Origin of the sequence: Streptomyces sp. NBC_00989, from assembly GCF_045162655.1 — a bacterium.
GTDB lineage: Bacteria > Actinomycetota > Actinomycetes > Streptomycetales > Streptomycetaceae > Streptomyces.
Map to the genome: position 1 here is coordinate 4,332,354 of NZ_CP108728.1, position 15,544 is coordinate 4,347,897.

The following is a 15,544-nucleotide window of genomic DNA, read 5'->3' on the forward strand; positions in this document are numbered from 1 at the left end:
TACCTCGTACGGCCCGCGCCCCGAGCGCACCGCCGCATGCGACCCCAGGATGGGATCATGCCGAACCCCTCCCGGCTGCGTGCCGCTGCCCTGACCGCCACCGTCGTCCTGCTGTCCGCCACGCTGGCGGGCTGCGGCGGCTCCAAGGACGAGGATCCGACGGCCCAGAAGCTGAGCTGGAAGGACTGCCCGGCCCCGTCCGAGTCGGAGGGCGGCGGCGCCGCGCCGTCGCCGCTGCCGAACGGCGACAAGTGGCAGTGCGCCACCATGAAGGCGCCGCTCGACTGGAGCAAGCCCAAGGGCGACACGATCGGGCTCGCCCTGGTCCGGGCGAAGGCCAGCGGCGCCGCGAGCAAGCGGCTCGGCTCGCTCGTCTTCAACTTCGGCGGCCCGGGCGGATCGGGCGTCATCACACTGCCCGCGTTCGGCGAGGACTACGCGACCCTGCGCACCCGCTACGACCTGGTGAGCTTCGACCCACGCGGGGTGGGCCGCAGCGCCGGCGTCGAGTGCGAGAGCGACTCCCAGCTCGACCAGTACTTCCAGCAGGACGCGACCCCGGACGACGCGGCCGAGCGCACCAAGCTCCTGGCCAACACCAAGCAGTTCAACGCGGCCTGCGAGAAGCACTCCAAGAAGATGCTCCCCCAGGTGCGCACCACCGACGCGGCCCGCGACATGGACCTGATGCGCCAGGTCCTCGGCGACGACAAGCTGCACTACTTCGGCATCTCCTACGGCACCGAACTGGGCGGCGTCTACGCTCACTTGTTCCCCAAGCACGTGGGCCGCGCCGTCTTCGACGCGGTCGTCGACCCCACCCAGAACTCCGAACAGGGCTCCCTGGGACAGGCCAAGGGCTTCCAGCTCGCGCTCGACAACTTCGCCGACGACTGCACGTCGAAGACCACGTCCTGCCCGGTCGGCGACACCGCGCAGGACGTCAAGGACCGCATCGCCAAGCTGCTCAAGGACCTCGACAGCAAGCCGATCCCGGGCATCTTCCCCCGCCGGCTGACCCAGACCGCCGCCACGAACGGCATCGCGCAGGCGCTGTACTCGAAGGACTTCTGGGAGTACCTCACCGAGGGGCTCGAACAGGCCTACAGCGGCGACGGCAAGGTGCTCATGGCGCTGTCCGACTCGATGAACGGGCGCAGCGAGAACGGCGAGTACAGCAACATCACCGCCGCGAACGTCGCCATCAACTGCGCCGACGACAAGCCGAGATACACCACCGACTATGTGGAGCAGAAGCTGCCCGAGTTCCGGGCCGCCTCTCCCCTCTTCGGCGACTTCCTGGCCTGGGGCATGGTCACCTGTACCGACTGGGCGGTGCCGGGCGCCGCCGCCCATCCCGACGTGAGTGCGGCCGGTTCGGCGCCGATCCTCGTCGTGGGCAACACCGGTGACCCGGCGACGCCGTACGAGGGCGCGCGGAAGATGGTGGACGCGCTGGGCAAGGGCGTCGCGGTCGAGCTCACGTACAAGGGCCAGGGGCACGGCGCGTACGACAGCAAGAACAAGTGCGTGCAGAGCGCGGTGAACGGCTATCTGCTCAACGGGAAAGTCCCGGCGGCCGGCACCGTCTGCTCCTGAACCCATCCCCGAAATCCGGGAAAAAGTGCAGGTCAAAAGGTTATCCACAGGCTGTCACGGGTTCGGCTCGCGCCGCCTAATATGGCCTGACCGCCATCCGCGGCGTGACGCGGACGGCCTGCGAGGGGGGAATGCACATGGCGCGCTTCGTACGGTGGACGGCCCTGATGGCCGCCGCCGCACTGCTGACGGCCGGCTGTAGCAGCGGCTCGTCCGACGACGGCAAGGACGGCGCGGGCGCGGGGGACGCCAAGCCGTCCACGGCCGACTCGTCCTCTGCTACGTCCGCCGCGGCCGCGCTGCCCGCGTCGCTGACCGCGCAGAAGCTCGACTGGGGACGCTGCAAGGCCACCGCCGACTCGGCCGCGCCGAGCAGTGACTGGCAGTGCGCGACGCTCAAGGTGCCGCTGGACTGGGCGAAGCCGGGCGGCTCCACGATCGGGCTCGCGCTGATCCGCTCCAAGTCGACGGGCGGCGACCGCATCGGCTCGCTGCTGTTCAACTTCGGCGGCCCCGGCGGCTCGGGCGTGGACTACATGCCGGCGTACGCCACCACGGTGTCCGCGCTGCACGAGCGCTACGACCTGGTGAGCTGGGACCCGCGCGGGGTGGCCGCCAGCGAGGGCGTCCGCTGCCGCGGCGACAAGGCGATCCAGGCCTCGGAGGACATCGATGCCACGCCGGACACACCGGCCGAGGAGAAGGCGTACTTCCAGGACGCCACCGCCTTCGGCAAGGGGTGCGAGAAGGCCGCCGGAAAACTGATGTCGCATGTGTCGACGACCGACACGGCCCGCGACATGGATCTGATGCGCCAGGTCCTGGGTGACACGAAGATGCACTACTTCGGCATCTCGTACGGCACCGAACTCGGCGGTGTGTACGCCCACTTGTTCCCGAAGAACGTGGGGCGGCTGATTCTGGACGCGGTCGTCGACCCGAGCGCCGACTCGGTGGGCCACGCGCTGAACCAGACCCGGGGCTTCCAGCGCGCGCTGGACGACTACCTCAAGTCGAGGGACCAGGATCCGGCTCAGGGCTCGAAGAAGATCGCGGCGCTGCTGAAGCGGATCGACGCCAAGCCGCTGGCCACCTCGACCGGACGGAAGCTGACCCAGACGCTCGCACTGACCGGCATCGTCCTCCCGCTGTACAGCAAGCAGAGCTGGCCCACGCTGACCAGCGCCCTGAACTCCGCGGAGGAGGGCGACGGTTCGGAGCTGCTGGCGCTCGCCGACGGCTACAACGACCGTGACAGCGCGGGCCACTACGGCACGACGACCCATTCCCAACGGGTCATATCGTGCTTGGACGACAAGCAGCGGCCGACGCCGGAGCAGACGCAGAAGCTGCTGCCCGAGTTCGAGAAGATCTCCCCCGTGTTCGGCGACTTCCTGGGCTGGGACACGGCCGGGTGGTGCCACGACTGGCCGGTGGCCGGACAGTACGACACCCCGGAGGTCAGCGCGCCCGGTGCGGCGCCGATCTTGGTGGTCGGCAACACCGGGGACCCGGCGACGCCGTACGAGGGTGCCCGCAAGATGGCCGACGAGCTGGGCAAGGGCGTCGGGGTGGAGCTCACCTGGAAGGGCGAGGGACACGGGGCGTACGGGAGTGGGAGCGACTGTGTCGACTCGACGGTGGACGCGTATCTGCTGAAGGGGACGGTGCCCAAGGACGGGAAGGTCTGCGCCTCGTAGCCGGGACGGTCGGGGCGACAGAGGCAACGGGGGCAGCGGAAAGGGGCCCGGCACCTGTGGTGCCGAGCCCCTCCCGGGAAAGCATGTGTCTAGTAGACCGGCTTGTCGGGCTCGATCTGGTTGACCCAGCCGATCACGCCGCCGCCGACGTGGACGGCGTCCGCGAAGCCGGCCGACTTGAGGACGGCGAGGACTTCCGCACTGCGGACACCCGTCTTGCAGTGCAGGACGATCTTCTTGTCCTGCGGGAGCGTCTCCAGGGCGGTGCCCATGAGGAACTCGTTCTTCGGGATCAGCTTGGCGCCGGGGATCGAGACGATCTCGTACTCGTTGATCTCGCGTACGTCGATGATCTCGATGTTCTCGCCGTCGTCGATCCACTCCTTGAGCTGCTTGGGAGTGATCGTCGAGCCGGCGGCCGCCTGCTGGGCCTCCTCGGAGACGACGCCGCAGAAGGCCTCGTAGTCGATGAGCTCGGTGACGGTCGCGTTCGGGCCGCAGACCGCGCAGTTGGGGTCCTTGCGGACCTTGACCTGGCGGTACTGCATCTCCAGGGCGTCGTAGATCATCAGGCGGCCGACGAGCGGGTCGCCGACGCCGGTGAGGACCTTGATCGCCTCGGTGACCTGGATGGAGCCGATGGACGCGCACAGCACGCCCAGGACGCCGCCCTCGGCGCAGGAGGGGACCATGCCGGGGGGCGGGGGCTCCGGGTAGAGGCAGCGGTAGCAGGGGCCGTGCTCGGACCAGAAGACGGAGGCCTGGCCGTCGAAGCGGTAGATCGAGCCCCACACGTACGGCTTGTTCAGCAGCACGGCGGCGTCGTTGACCAGGTAGCGGGTCGCGAAGTTGTCCGTGCCGTCGACGATCAGGTCGTACTGGCTGAAGATGTCCATCACGTTCTCGGCCTCGAGCCGCTCTTCGTGGAGGATCACGTTCACGTACGGGTTGATGCCCAGCACGGAGTCGCGCGCCGACTCGGCCTTGGAGCGGCCGATGTCGGCCTGGCTGTGGATGATCTGGCGCTGCAGGTTCGACTCGTCGACCTCGTCGAACTCCACGATGCCGAGCGTGCCCACGCCCGCCGCGGCCAGGTACATCAGCGCCGGCGAACCCAGACCGCCGGCGCCCACACAGAGCACCTTGGCGTTCTTCAGCCGCTTCTGCCCGTCCATGCCCACGTCGGGGATGATCAGGTGGCGGGAGTACCTGCGGACCTCGTCTACGGTGAGCTCGGCAGCCGGCTCGACCAGGGGTGGCAGCGACACGGGAACTCCGTTGGTCGGTCAATCACTACAGTTGTTCTCCCCATAACACTGCCATGCCCTTCTTCATTCCGAGACACCCGTTCCGATCCGCGAGACGATCTCGTCCCAGTAGCCGGGCATCGTCTCCCAGGGGTCGGTGCGGCCGCCGTGATCGGTGCGGTCGGTGAAGTAGATGGTCGAGGCGCCCTGCCAGCGGGCGATGCGCAGCGCCTCGTCGAGATGGCCGCGCGGGACGCCGTGCACGAAGTGGCAGAAGCGTTCGGGCGGGTGGTCGGCGGTCCACTCCGCGACCTGCGACCAGCGGTAGTCGCTCCAGGGTCCGGAGAACGTCACCAACTGGTCGGCGCACTCGGCGTATCCGGGGTACGGGTGGGTGCCGTGCCCCAGGACGATGTGGGCGCCGTCACGGATCTCGCGGAGCGCGGTGACCGTGCGGCGGGCCTCGGGGAGTGCGGCCCGGTCGGTGGGACAGCGGTCCAGGAGGAAGCCGTCGACCTGGTACCAGTCGCGGTAGCGGTGCGCCTCGGAGATCAGGTCGCCGAAGGCACGCGCGCCGTGGGCGGCGTCCAGGTGGCCGAGGACCCGGACGCCGGTGTTGCGGAGCCGCCCGGCCGCCTCCAGGCAGTGCGGGTCGGGGCGGGCCCCCGGGCCCGAGGAGACGTTGAGGACGACCCAGTGCAAGGGGGTGCCGGGGCGGGTGAGTTCGCCCCATTCGGCCGGGGCGACCAGGGGGTGCGCGTAGCCGGGGATGCCGAAGCCGGTGCGGACACCTGTGCTCGCGGTGCCCGGGGTCGTGCTGGTCAGATGCGGCACGCCGCCTCCATCCAGATGTCGGCCAGGGACTCTTCGAGGTTGATCCGGGGCCGCCAGCCGAGCCGGTCGCGCGCGGTGCGCACATCGGCCTGCTGCCAGCTCCCGCAGCCGTCCGGGTACGGGTACGCGACCGGGGCCGCGTGGTCCGGGTCGGTGCGAGGGTGGCCGATGGCGGCGCGCAACGGGCCGGGCGGGCCGTCGAGTTCGTGCAGCGCGCCGCCGTATCCGGCGACGCGGGCGAGCACGGCGGCGGCGTCGCGCAGCCGGACCGCGCGGCCCGAGCCGATGTTGATGACGCCCTGCGCGGCGGAGAGCGAGGCGGCGTGGACGGCGCGGGCCACGTCCCGTACGTCGACGAAGTCGCGCTGCGCGCCCAGGCCGCCGAGCTTGAGTTCGCCGTCGCCGGACTGCATGGCCCGGCGCATGGCCTCGGCGAGCCGGCCGAGCGGGGAACCGGCGGGGGTGCCGGGTCCGGCGGGTGAGAAGACGCGGAGCACTACGGCGTCCAGGCCGGAGCCCAGGACCAGTTCGGTGGCGGCGAGTTTGCTGACGCCGTACGGGCCGCCGGGGCGGGGTACGGCGTCCTCGGCCGTGGAGGAACCGGGCTGGCTGGGGCCGTACTCCGCGCCGCACCCGATCTGCACGAGCCGGGCTCCGCAGCCGCTGCGGCGCAGGGCCTCGCAGACGGTGGCGACGGCGACGGTGTTGTGGCGGGTGAGTTCGCGGGCGCCGCCGCGGGTGGCACCGGCGCAGTTGATGACGACTCCGGGGTGGACGGCGTCCAGGAAGCGGGTGAGCGCTCCGGGGCTGCCGGTCGCGAGGTCGAAGCGGACGTCGGCGTCGTCGCCGCGGCCGAGCGCGGTGAGCTGGACGGCCGGGTCGGCGAGCAGGCGGTCGGCGACGAATCGGCCGAGGTAGCCGTTGGCTCCGATCAGCAGGACCCTCATCGGACCGCTCCCGGGGCCGACTCTCCGGATCGGCAGGTGATCATCTGGTGTTCTCCTTCACAGGGTGATGCGGTTGCCTCCGGCGGTGGGGCCGGGCGCCTGCGGCTGGGTGACGCGTCTGATCGGTGCTGGTCATCGGCGGTGTCACCGCGGTTCGTTCGCCGGCGCGTGCGCGGAGGCTCTGGTCAGCGTGCGGGTGGTGTGGAACAGGAGGGCCAGGGCGGCCGCTCCGCAGGCCAGGGCGGGGATGCCGCCCGGGCCCCAGGACTCCAGGACGGTTTCGACTGGGGTGGCCAGGAAGCCGCAGCCGGGGAACCGGCCGACGAGGTCCAGGGCCAGGGCTGTCGCCTCCGTCGCGGCCGCCGCGCCGAGCGCGAGGGTCGGGGCGTGGGTGAAGCCGTGGATGGTGAGGAGGCGGGCGAGCAGCAGGAGGGCGCCCAGGGTGATGGTCTGGGCGTACGCGGCAGGCTCGCCCAGAGCCGCGCCGCAGAGGGCGAGGAGGGCGGTCAGGGCGCACAGAAACAGGGCGAACGTGCCGAGCAGCAGAGGTCGCACGGAGTCGGCGAAGTCCTCGAGTCCGCGACTGGTCGCGAGCTTGCGCCGGGCGCGTACGGCGAAGTGGTGGGCGCACCAGGCGGCGGGGGCGCAGGCCAGGGTGAGGGCGAGGACCGGTGCGGTGGCCGTGGGCCAGGCTCCGTTCGCCAAGCCGGTCGGCAGGCCGTCGGGACCGCCGTCGTCCGAGGCGCGGAGCAGTCCGTCGCCGAGGAGGGCGTAGGCGAGCAGCCAGTAGGTCCACAGGCGGGTGCCGGCGGGCGTGCGCCACGCGTGTGTGCCGGGCGGGTTGCTCAGCGGGCCACGGCCGAGAGCGATGCGCACCGCGAGCGCCACGGCGAGCACACCGACCACGGCCACCGTCAGCCGCAGCTGGCCCTCCGTGAGCCGCACCCCGGTCACGGCCGCGGCGCACAGGACTCCGGGCAGCAGGGCGAGTACGGCCCAGCCGGCGCGGGGCGGCTGCGCGGCCTCGGCCTCGTGGGACGGGGCGGCCGCGTCGTCGCGGGGCACGCGTGCGTACATCTCCTCGGCGAGCGAGAACACGTCCCGGTGCCGGAAGCGGGCGGCGGTCCGGTCGGTGACGCCGTGCGCCTCCAGCCCTGCCGCGATCTCCAAGGGGTCGACGGCCCGTTCGCACAGCTCGCGGTGACGGTGCATCAGGGCCTTGACCGGGTCGGCGGCGCCGCGGCGGGTGGGGGCGGACTTGCGGTCGGTCGCGCGGGAGGTCGGTTCGGGCGCCGTACGGGGGTGCGGCTGCTCGGCGTCGTCTGCGGGGCGGGCGGCACGTGGAGCGGGGGCGGCAGTGATCGGGGCGGCGGCGTCGGTGTCCTGGCCGGCGACCGGTGGGGCTTCGTCGCGGTCGGCGGCGACAAGGACGTCATCGGTGTCCCGGCCGACGGCCGACGGATCGCCGGGCACTTCTCCCTCCGCCTGCGGCTCCTCACTCCCCCCGAGCCACTCCTCCGACCGCGCATCCCACGCCTCCGCGCTGCCGGGCGTCCCGGGGCGGTCGAGTTCGCCGAGGCCGCTCATCGGGCTGCCTCCGTCGTCGGCAAGGGAGTTGTGGCGCGTACCGGCGCTCCCGTGGCCCAGGTGGGACCGCCGCGGGCGACGACGCGGGCCATGGGGCCGGTCCAGCGGCCGGGGACGTGGGCCTCGGCGGGGGCCGCGAAGGGAAGGGGTTCGCCTGCCTCGTCCAGGACGACCCGGCGGACCGGGGAGTGCGAGACGATCTCCAGGTAAATGCCGTGAAATGCCTCGATGTTCTGCTCGACGGTGAACAGTTCGAGTGCGCGGGCGCGTGCGGCGGCGCCCAGGCGCTCACGGCGCTCCGGGGCGTGCAACAGGCTCACGCACGCCTCCGCGAGCGCCCGCGGATTGCGCGGGGGGACGACGAGCCCCGTACCGCCGATGACCTCGACCACCGCGCCGACGTCCGTGGAGACGGTCGCCCGGCCGCAGAACATGGCCTCGACCAGGCTGAGCGGGAAGCCCTCGACGACGCTGGAGAGGACGATCACCGTGCCGGCCGCGTACGCCTCGGCGAGCGTGGGCGCTTCCGGGCCGCCGATCTCCTCGAAGGACACCGGGTTGTCGCCGACCGCGTGCACGCCCTCGGCCTCGTCGGGGAAGAGTTGTGCGGCCAGCGCCCGGCAGTGGCCCAGGTAGGCCTCACCCTCGGCACCGGACGGCGCGCCGACGATCCGCAGGCGTGCCTTGGGCTCGTCCTTGCGGATCTCGGCGAAGGCGTGAAGCAGGGAGATCAGGTCCTTCGCCGGTTCGATACGGCCGACCCACACGAGCGTGTCCGGGTCCGCGCCGTCGGGCGCCTCGCCGACCTCCGCGAACCGGGACGCCTCCATGCCGGGGTAGACCGTGCGGAGTTTCGTACGGTCGGCGCCGCAGCGTTCCTGCCAGCGGCGGGTGTGGCTGTTGCCGGGGGTGATCAGCTCGGCCCGCCGGTAGATCTCGGCGGCCAGCCTGCCGTGGAAGGCGGCGAGCAGGGCCCGTACGGCGGGCGGGGCGTCGGCGGAGGCCAGGTAGTGCGTCCGCAGCTGCACGCCGTACTCGGTCACGAGCAGCGGCACGCCGGCGAAGTGGCGGGCGAGCAGCCCGGGCAGGGCAGCGGTGCCGCCGGCCGTCGCGTGGCAGAGGTCCACGGAGCCGAGGGCGTCGTCCTCGTACCAGTCGAGCGAGAGGGGGCGCAGGGCGCGCTCCAAGTGCGCGGCGACGGTGAGGAGTTCGGGTACGCGCGCCTCGCGTGCCGTACGGAGTGCGCCGGGCGCACGACAGGCGCGTTCCAGCGCACGTACGGCGCTCTCGGAGCGCAGCGCGGCCACGAGTCCGCCCTCGTCGCGGGCGAGTTCCGCGAGCCCGTACAGCGCGTTGGCGAAACGGTCCGCCACATCGGCGGAGGGCGCCCCTGGATCGCCCGGCACCCCGTCCGCCACCTCCGAGGCCTGCTCGTCCCCCGCGCACAGCACGGCCGCCAGCTCCTCGTAGCACTCGCCGAACCGCCGGCGCGCACGGCGCCCGAGGGTTACCCCGTCGTCCTCGGCGGTCCACAGCGGCGCGGTACGCACCCGGCTTACCTGGGGCGGCAGTTCGAGCCAGCCCTCGTCCTCCTGGCGCTCGCTGCGACTGAGCGCGTAGACGTCGAACTCATGCTGCCCGAGCCCGCGTACGAGCCGGTCGCACCAGAGTCTGGCGTCACCGCTCACATACGGATAGCCACCCTCCGTAAGCAGTCCTATGCGCACGGGCACACCCCCGATCTCCCATATGGGGAGCCGCCGTTGACCCGGCGGCTCGCAGCGGGACGAACGTATGCGGACAAGGCGGTGGCGCGACGGACGGTTGTCCATCGCGCCACCAAAAGGGGTGAACGGGCGTAACTTTCCCGTGCGGATCGCGTTCCGTCGCGCTAAGAGATCAATCGCGCACGGAACGTCAGACCGCTGTCGTGCCGTCGCTACGGGTCCGTAGCGACGAGCCCGTCATGTCGCGGGGACGGCACCGTCCCGTCGTGGCGACGGCACAGTCCGGTCGTGAGGACGGCACCGTCTCGTCCTCGCGACGGCGCCGTCACGTCGTCGCCAACTCCCGTCGGGCCGACCTCCGTTGGGCCGCGACCTGCGGATCGAGGGCCGGTACGGCGGCCAGGAGCTGCTTCGTGTACGGGTCCTGCGGGGCGTCGTAGACCTCGTCGGCGGGGCCTTGTTCAACGATCCTCCCGCGTCGCATCACCGCGACCCGGTCGCTGACCTGGCGGACGACGGCGAGGTCGTGGGCGACGAACACGAGCGCGAGGCCGAGTTCGCGCTGGAGTTCGCCGAGCAGGGCGACGACCTGGGCCTGTGTGGTGACGTCGAGCGCGGAGACCGGCTCGTCGCACACGATCACGCGCGGGTCGGCCGCGAGCGCCCGTGCGATGCCCACGCGCTGGCGCTGGCCGCCGCTGAACTCGTGCGGGTAGCGGTCGTAGTGCGCCCCTTCGAGCCCCACCCGCTCCAGGAGTTCGCGTACGCGCCCCCGGATGCTCTCCTCGTCGCGCTCGCCACGCGCGCGGAGCGGGTCGGCGATCGACTCCCCCACGCTGCGACGGGGGTTGAGCGAGGAGACGGGGTCCTGGAACACCATCTGGACGTCGGGGCGGACGCCGCCGCCGGGCTTGATCTCGCCGGCCGTCGGCTTCAGGAGTCCGACCAGCATCCGGCCCAGCGTCGTCTTGCCGCTGCCGCTCTCGCCCACGATGCCGAGGGTCTCGCCCCGGTGGACCGTCAGCGACACGTCGTCCACGGCCGCGAACGCCCGCTTCCCGCGCCCGAATTCACGCCGTAGGCACGTCGCCTCCAGGACAACGTCCGCGGGCTCTGTGGACGCCGCTGAGAGGGCGCGGGGCGCGTCCACGCGCGGGACCGCGCCGAGCAGGTCGCGAGTGTACGGCTCGGCCGGCGCCCCGAGGACGGTGCCCACCGGCCCGTGTTCGACGGCCCGCCCGTGCCGCATGACCAGGATCTCGTCGACGCTCTCGGCGGCGACGCCCACGTCGTGCGTGACGAGCAGCAGCCCCAGGCCGGTCTCCTCGCGGAGCGTGTGCAGCAGGTCGAGGATCTGCGCCTGGACGGTCACGTCGAGCGCTGTCGTCGGCTCGTCGGCGATCAACAGGTCCGGTTCGCAGGCCAGGGCCATGGCGATGAGGGCGCGTTGCCGCATGCCGCCGCTGAACTCGTGCGGGCGCGAACGGGATCGCCGTAGCGCGTCCGGAATGCCGACCCGGTCCAGTACCTCGACGGCACGCGCGCGTGCGGCCCGACGGGACACGCGCGTGTGCACCCGATAGACCTCGGCTATCTGGTCGCCGATCGCGTAGTACGGGTCCAGGGACGACAGCGGGTCCTGGAAGACCATCGCGGCCTTGCCGCCGCGCAGCCGGTGCAGGTCCGCGTCGGACGCCTCCTGTACGTCGATGCCGGCCACCCGCACCGAGCCGCCGACGTCGGCCCCCGTGCCGCGATGCAGCCCCAACAGGGCCGAGGCGACCGTGGACTTGCCCGAGCCGGACTCGCCGACCAGGCCCAGCGCGGCGCCCTTCTCCAGCCGGAAGGAGAGGCCGTCGACGGCGCGCAGCGACCCGAACCCGACCGTCAGGTCGGTGACTTCCACCAGCACGTCCATAGAACTCATGCCCGTACCCGAACTCATGCGAGCACCACCCGTCGGTCGGCCACCGCGTACAGCACGTCCGCGACGGCGTTGGCGATGACCACGAAGAAGCCGATGACCAGGACCATGCCGACGACCACCGGCAGGTCGACGACATTGACGGCGTGGACGAGTTCCTGTCCGATGCCGGGCAGCCCGAAGAGCGTCTCGGTAAGCACCGCGCCGCCGACCGCCGAGCCGACGTTGTTGGCGTTGAGCGCGATGATCGGCGCGAACGCCCCGCGCAGCGCGTGCCGCCCGATGATCGACCGTTCACCGACGCCGTACGCGCGGAACGTGCGGATGTGGTCCTCGGCGAGCGTCTCCAGCATCGACGCCCGGGTGAGCCGGGCGAACGCGGCGGCCTCGATGAGGGCGAGCGAGAGCCAGGGCAGCAGCAGGTTCCAGGCCCACTGTTCGGGGTCGTCGGTGAGGGCGACGTACTGCGGGAAGGGCAGCAGTTGCAGCTGCCCGCAGACGACGATCATCAGCACCAGGCCGATCACGAACACCGGGGTGGCGACGCCCGCGAGGGTGATGCCGGTCAGCAGGCGCTCGGTGAACCGGCCGCGCCGCCACGCGGACAGGATGCCCGTGCCGACGCCGAGGATCAGCCACAGCACCATCGCGCCGAACACGAGCGACAGGCTGACCGGCAGCTTCGACAGGATCAGCTGGGTGACCTGCTGGTCGCCCTGGTACGACTGGCCGAGGCAGGGCGCCGAGCAGTGCTCCACGGAGGTGCCCGTCGAGTAGTCCTGGCCGACGAGGATGCCCTGGAGGAAGTGCCAGTAGCGGAGGTACAGCGGGTCGTCGAGCCTCAACTGCTGGGCCACCTGGTGCACTTGCTCCGGGGAGCAGCGCGGGCCGCAGGTGATCTGGGCGACGTTCCCGGGGGTGACGAAGAAGACGACGTAGACGATCACCGAGATGGCGAACAGGGTGATCACGGTGCCGATGCCCCGGCGCAGGACGAAGCCTCCGAAGCCGCTCATCCCTGGGCCTCCTTTTCCGTACCGGCTTCCTTCTGGGCGCTCGCGTCCACAGCCGTTGCCTTCTGGGCACTCGCTTCCGCAGCCGTTGCGTTCTTGGAGTGCGCGTCCCCGGCGGTGGCCTTCTTGGAGTGCGCGTCCTCGGCAGTGGCCTTCTTGGAGTGCGCGTCCGAAGTCGTCGCCTTCTTTGTGCTCGCGTCCGCCTTCGCCTCACGTTTGCGGCCGGTGCCGATGCGCAGGCGGGAGGCCGCGCGCGGGTCGAGGGCCGTGCGGATGCCGTCGCCGAGGACGGTCAGCGCCAGGACGGTGAGGAAGAGGGCACCGGCGGGCAGCAGCAGGTATTGCGGGGCTGCCTGGTACCAGACGTCGGCGGCGGTGAGCATCTGTCCCCAGGAGGGCGTCGGCGGCTTCACGCCGACGCCGAGGAAGGACAGCGCGGCCTCGGCGCTGATGTTCATCGGGAAGAGCAGCGCGGCGTACGTGATGACGGGCGCGGCGAGGCCGGGCAGCAGTTCGCGGCGGGCGATCCGCCAGGTGTTCCAGCCGCTGAGCCGCGCGGCGGAGACGTAGTCGAGCCCTTTGAGGGTGAGGGTCTGGGCGCGCACGATCTTCGCGACGTTGCCCCAGGCGATCAGACCGATGACGAGTGAGACCAGCAGGGGCCGCGGGAAGCTCCCGGGCACGATCGCGAGCAGCGCCAACGACATGATCATCAACGGCATCGCCACGATGATGTCGGTGATCCGGCTCAACAGTTGATCAACCCATCGACTGCCGAGCCCGGCGCCGACACCGATCACGACGCCGATGAAGACCTGTACGACGGTCGCCCCCAGCGCAACGCCGAGCGAGACCCGCGCGCCGTACGCGAGGCGGGCGAACAGGTCGCGGCCGGTCTGCGGTTCGATGCCGAGCCAGTGGTCGCCGGTGATGCCCCCGAAGGAGCCGGTCGGCACCCCTCCGCGCGCGGAGTCGATGAGCGAGGGGTGGTAGGTGAAGGGGTCCTGGCCCTCGATCGCGGTGAGCAGCGGCGCGGCGAGCGCGACCAGGACGAGCAGGGCGACGACGACCGCCGCGACGAGGGCGGCGCGCTGCGCACGCAGCCGCCGCCAGAACTGACGGGCCCCCGAGGCAGCCGGGACGGAGACGTCCGCCCCGGCTGCCTGAGAGGCGACAAGTGCCTCACTCATGGGGTTACTTGACCGCGACCTGGGAGATGTCCAGAACGCCGGTCCAGTCGCTGATCACGACGTTCCTGATGTCCTTGCCGACCAGTCGCTTGTAGACGGGGTGGAACAGCGGCACGGTCAGGGCCTGCTCGCCGATCTTCTTGTCCAGTGCGCCCCACCGCTTGGCGGCCTCGTCAAGATTCGTCAACTTGTTGATCGAGTCAATCTCGGCATTGACCGACTTGTCATTGAGCAGGCCGGTGTTGAAGTTCGCGCCGTCCTTGACGATCTGACGGCCGTCGAAGATCGGGGCGAGGAAGGGACCGCCGGAGGGCCAGTCGGCACCCCAGTGGGCGAGGAAGAAGCCCGGCTCGGTCTTGACGCTGTGGATCTTGTCCTTGTAGTCGTTGATCTCCAGGCCCTGGAGCTTGACGGTGATGCCGGCCTTCTTGAGGGCGTCCTGGATCGCGGTGGCGATCTCGGGGCTGGTCTCGAAGTCCTTGTCGTTGGAGTGCGTCAGGGTGACGGTGATCCCCTTCGGGTAACCGGCCTCCTTCAGCAGCTCCTTGGCCTTGGCCGCGTTGCCGGAGGCGCCCGCCGGGAAGAGGTCGTACGGGTCGTACCCGAAGGACTTCTGGTTCGGCAGGAAGGTGGTCGCGGCCTCGGCCAGCGACGAACCGCCCGCCGCGTTCACCACGGACGACCGGTCGATGGCGTACGAGATCGCCTGTCGCACCTTGACGTTGTTGAACGGCGCGACCGTGGGGTTGAACGCGATGTAGTTCGTGTAACCGAAGTGCCCGGTGCCGACGCGCGCCGCGAGTTCCTTGTCGCCGGTCACCTTGGCGAGCTCGGCGGGACCGAGGTTGGTGTCGGTGGTGACAGCGGCGGCGTCCGTACCCTGGGACGCGGACAACCGCTGGTTGATCACGGACGAGTCGAGCCCCGAATTCACGTCGATCTTGTCCGGGTAGGCCTTGCGCTCGGCGTCCGTCGCGGTGGACCAGTACTTGTTGCGCTCAAGGACGATCGTCTCACCGTCGTTCTGGTTGCTGACGACCTTGTACGGCCCCGACGAGATCGGGTGCTGCTCGTACTTCGTCCCCGTGTCCTTCGCCTTCGGGACGGGCGTGAACTGCGTCTGCGTGGCGAGGTACGGGAACTCGCCCTCGGGCTTGTTGAGATGGAAGACGATCGTACGGCTGTCGGGAGTCTCGATCGCGCTGAGCCCCTTCTTGTCCTTGTACGGCCCCTGGTAGTCGGCCGCGCCGACCAGCCAGTCCCGCAAGTAGGGCGCACCGCCGGAGAGTTCGGCGGCGAAGGAGCGCTCGATGCCGTACTTGATGTCGGCCGAGGTGATCGCGGTGCCGTCCTCGTACTTGAGGCCCTTCTTCAGGGTGTACGTCCACACGGTCGCGTCCTTGTTCGGGCGCCCGGTGTCGGTGGCGAGGTCCGGGACGACCTTGGCGCCGGCCGCGCCGTTCTCGCGGTTGCGAGTGGTAAGGGTGCGGAACACGAGGGACGGGACGTTGCCGCCGCCGGAGGTGTACAGGCGGGCCGGGTCGAAGTCCTCCTGCGGCTGCGAGTTCAGGACCGTGAGCGTGCCGCCCTTGTGGGGCGCGGAGTCGCCACCGGAGCCCTTGGCATCGTTGTCCTTCGGGCCGCAGGCGGCGGCGCCCGCGGCCACGGCCAGGCTGACGGATGCCACGGCCACGCGCCGGGCTATGACGGACGGTTGACGCATCGGAATGACGACCTCTCGGATGACTTTCGAGGATCCCGCTGGGGTCTCCAGGA

Annotated in this window: 11 protein-coding genes; 2 read left to right on the top strand and 9 right to left on the bottom strand. The window is 71.0% G+C overall.

Going from position 1 to position 15,544, the window contains the following annotated elements; genetic code table 11:
* Positions 1 to 57 precede the first annotated feature (57 nt).
* Both OG714_RS18640 and OG714_RS18645 read left to right on the top strand, forming a co-directional pair.
* Entirely contained in the window at positions 58 to 1,599 is a 1,542-nt protein-coding gene (locus OG714_RS18640; RefSeq protein ID WP_406122354.1) for an alpha/beta hydrolase, read from the top strand.
* A gap of 137 nt (positions 1,600 to 1,736) precedes the next feature.
* Positions 1,737 to 3,299: an alpha/beta hydrolase gene (locus OG714_RS18645; RefSeq protein ID WP_406122356.1), complete on the top strand. Its 1,563-nt coding sequence runs from the start codon at positions 1,737 to 1,739 to the stop codon at positions 3,297 to 3,299.
* Positions 3,300 to 3,388: 89 nt separating this feature from the next.
* Here the strand turns inward: OG714_RS18645 and moeZ are convergent, their stop codons facing one another.
* The 9 genes from moeZ to OG714_RS18690 form a co-directional block, all read right to left on the bottom strand.
* Positions 3,389 to 4,567 (bottom strand): adenylyltransferase/sulfurtransferase MoeZ, encoded by a 1,179-nt coding sequence (gene moeZ, locus OG714_RS18650; protein WP_406122358.1) that lies wholly within the window; start codon positions 4,565 to 4,567, stop codon positions 3,389 to 3,391.
* 63 nt (positions 4,568 to 4,630) lie between these two features.
* Positions 4,631 to 5,380 carry a spherulation-specific family 4 protein gene (locus tag OG714_RS18655; RefSeq protein WP_406122360.1) on the bottom strand — a complete coding sequence of 250 codons (750 nt, stop codon included), beginning with the start codon at positions 5,378 to 5,380 and terminating at the stop codon, positions 4,631 to 4,633.
* Entirely contained in the window at positions 5,368 to 6,327 is a 960-nt protein-coding gene (locus OG714_RS18660; protein ID WP_033282020.1) for an NAD(P)-dependent oxidoreductase, read from the bottom strand. Before OG714_RS18660 ends, OG714_RS18655 begins: the two co-directional genes overlap by 13 nt.
* 144 nt (positions 6,328 to 6,471) lie before the next feature.
* Positions 6,472 to 7,914: a hypothetical protein gene (locus OG714_RS18665; protein WP_406122362.1), complete on the bottom strand. Its 1,443-nt coding sequence runs from the start codon at positions 7,912 to 7,914 to the stop codon at positions 6,472 to 6,474.
* Complete coding sequence (locus tag OG714_RS18670) at positions 7,911 to 9,641, bottom strand: DUF3492 domain-containing protein (protein WP_406122364.1); 1,731 nt, start codon at positions 9,639 to 9,641, stop codon at positions 7,911 to 7,913. The genes OG714_RS18665 and OG714_RS18670 overlap by 4 nt, the downstream gene beginning before the upstream one ends.
* A gap of 325 nt (positions 9,642 to 9,966) precedes the next feature.
* Positions 9,967 to 11,568 carry a dipeptide ABC transporter ATP-binding protein gene (locus tag OG714_RS18675; RefSeq protein WP_406122366.1) on the bottom strand — a complete coding sequence of 534 codons (1,602 nt, stop codon included), beginning with the start codon at positions 11,566 to 11,568 and terminating at the stop codon, positions 9,967 to 9,969.
* 14 nt (positions 11,569 to 11,582) lie between these two features.
* Positions 11,583 to 12,581 (bottom strand): ABC transporter permease, encoded by a 999-nt coding sequence (locus OG714_RS18680; RefSeq protein ID WP_406122368.1) that lies wholly within the window; start codon positions 12,579 to 12,581, stop codon positions 11,583 to 11,585.
* Positions 12,578 to 13,768 (bottom strand): ABC transporter permease subunit, encoded by a 1,191-nt coding sequence (locus OG714_RS18685; protein WP_406122370.1) that lies wholly within the window; start codon positions 13,766 to 13,768, stop codon positions 12,578 to 12,580. Before OG714_RS18685 ends, OG714_RS18680 begins: the two co-directional genes overlap by 4 nt.
* A gap of 4 nt (positions 13,769 to 13,772) precedes the next feature.
* The gene (locus OG714_RS18690; protein WP_406122372.1) at positions 13,773 to 15,491 is read right to left on the bottom strand and encodes an ABC transporter substrate-binding protein; all 1,719 of its coding nucleotides are present in this window, start codon (positions 15,489 to 15,491) and stop codon (positions 13,773 to 13,775) included.
* Between the last annotated feature and the right edge of the window lie 53 nt (positions 15,492 to 15,544).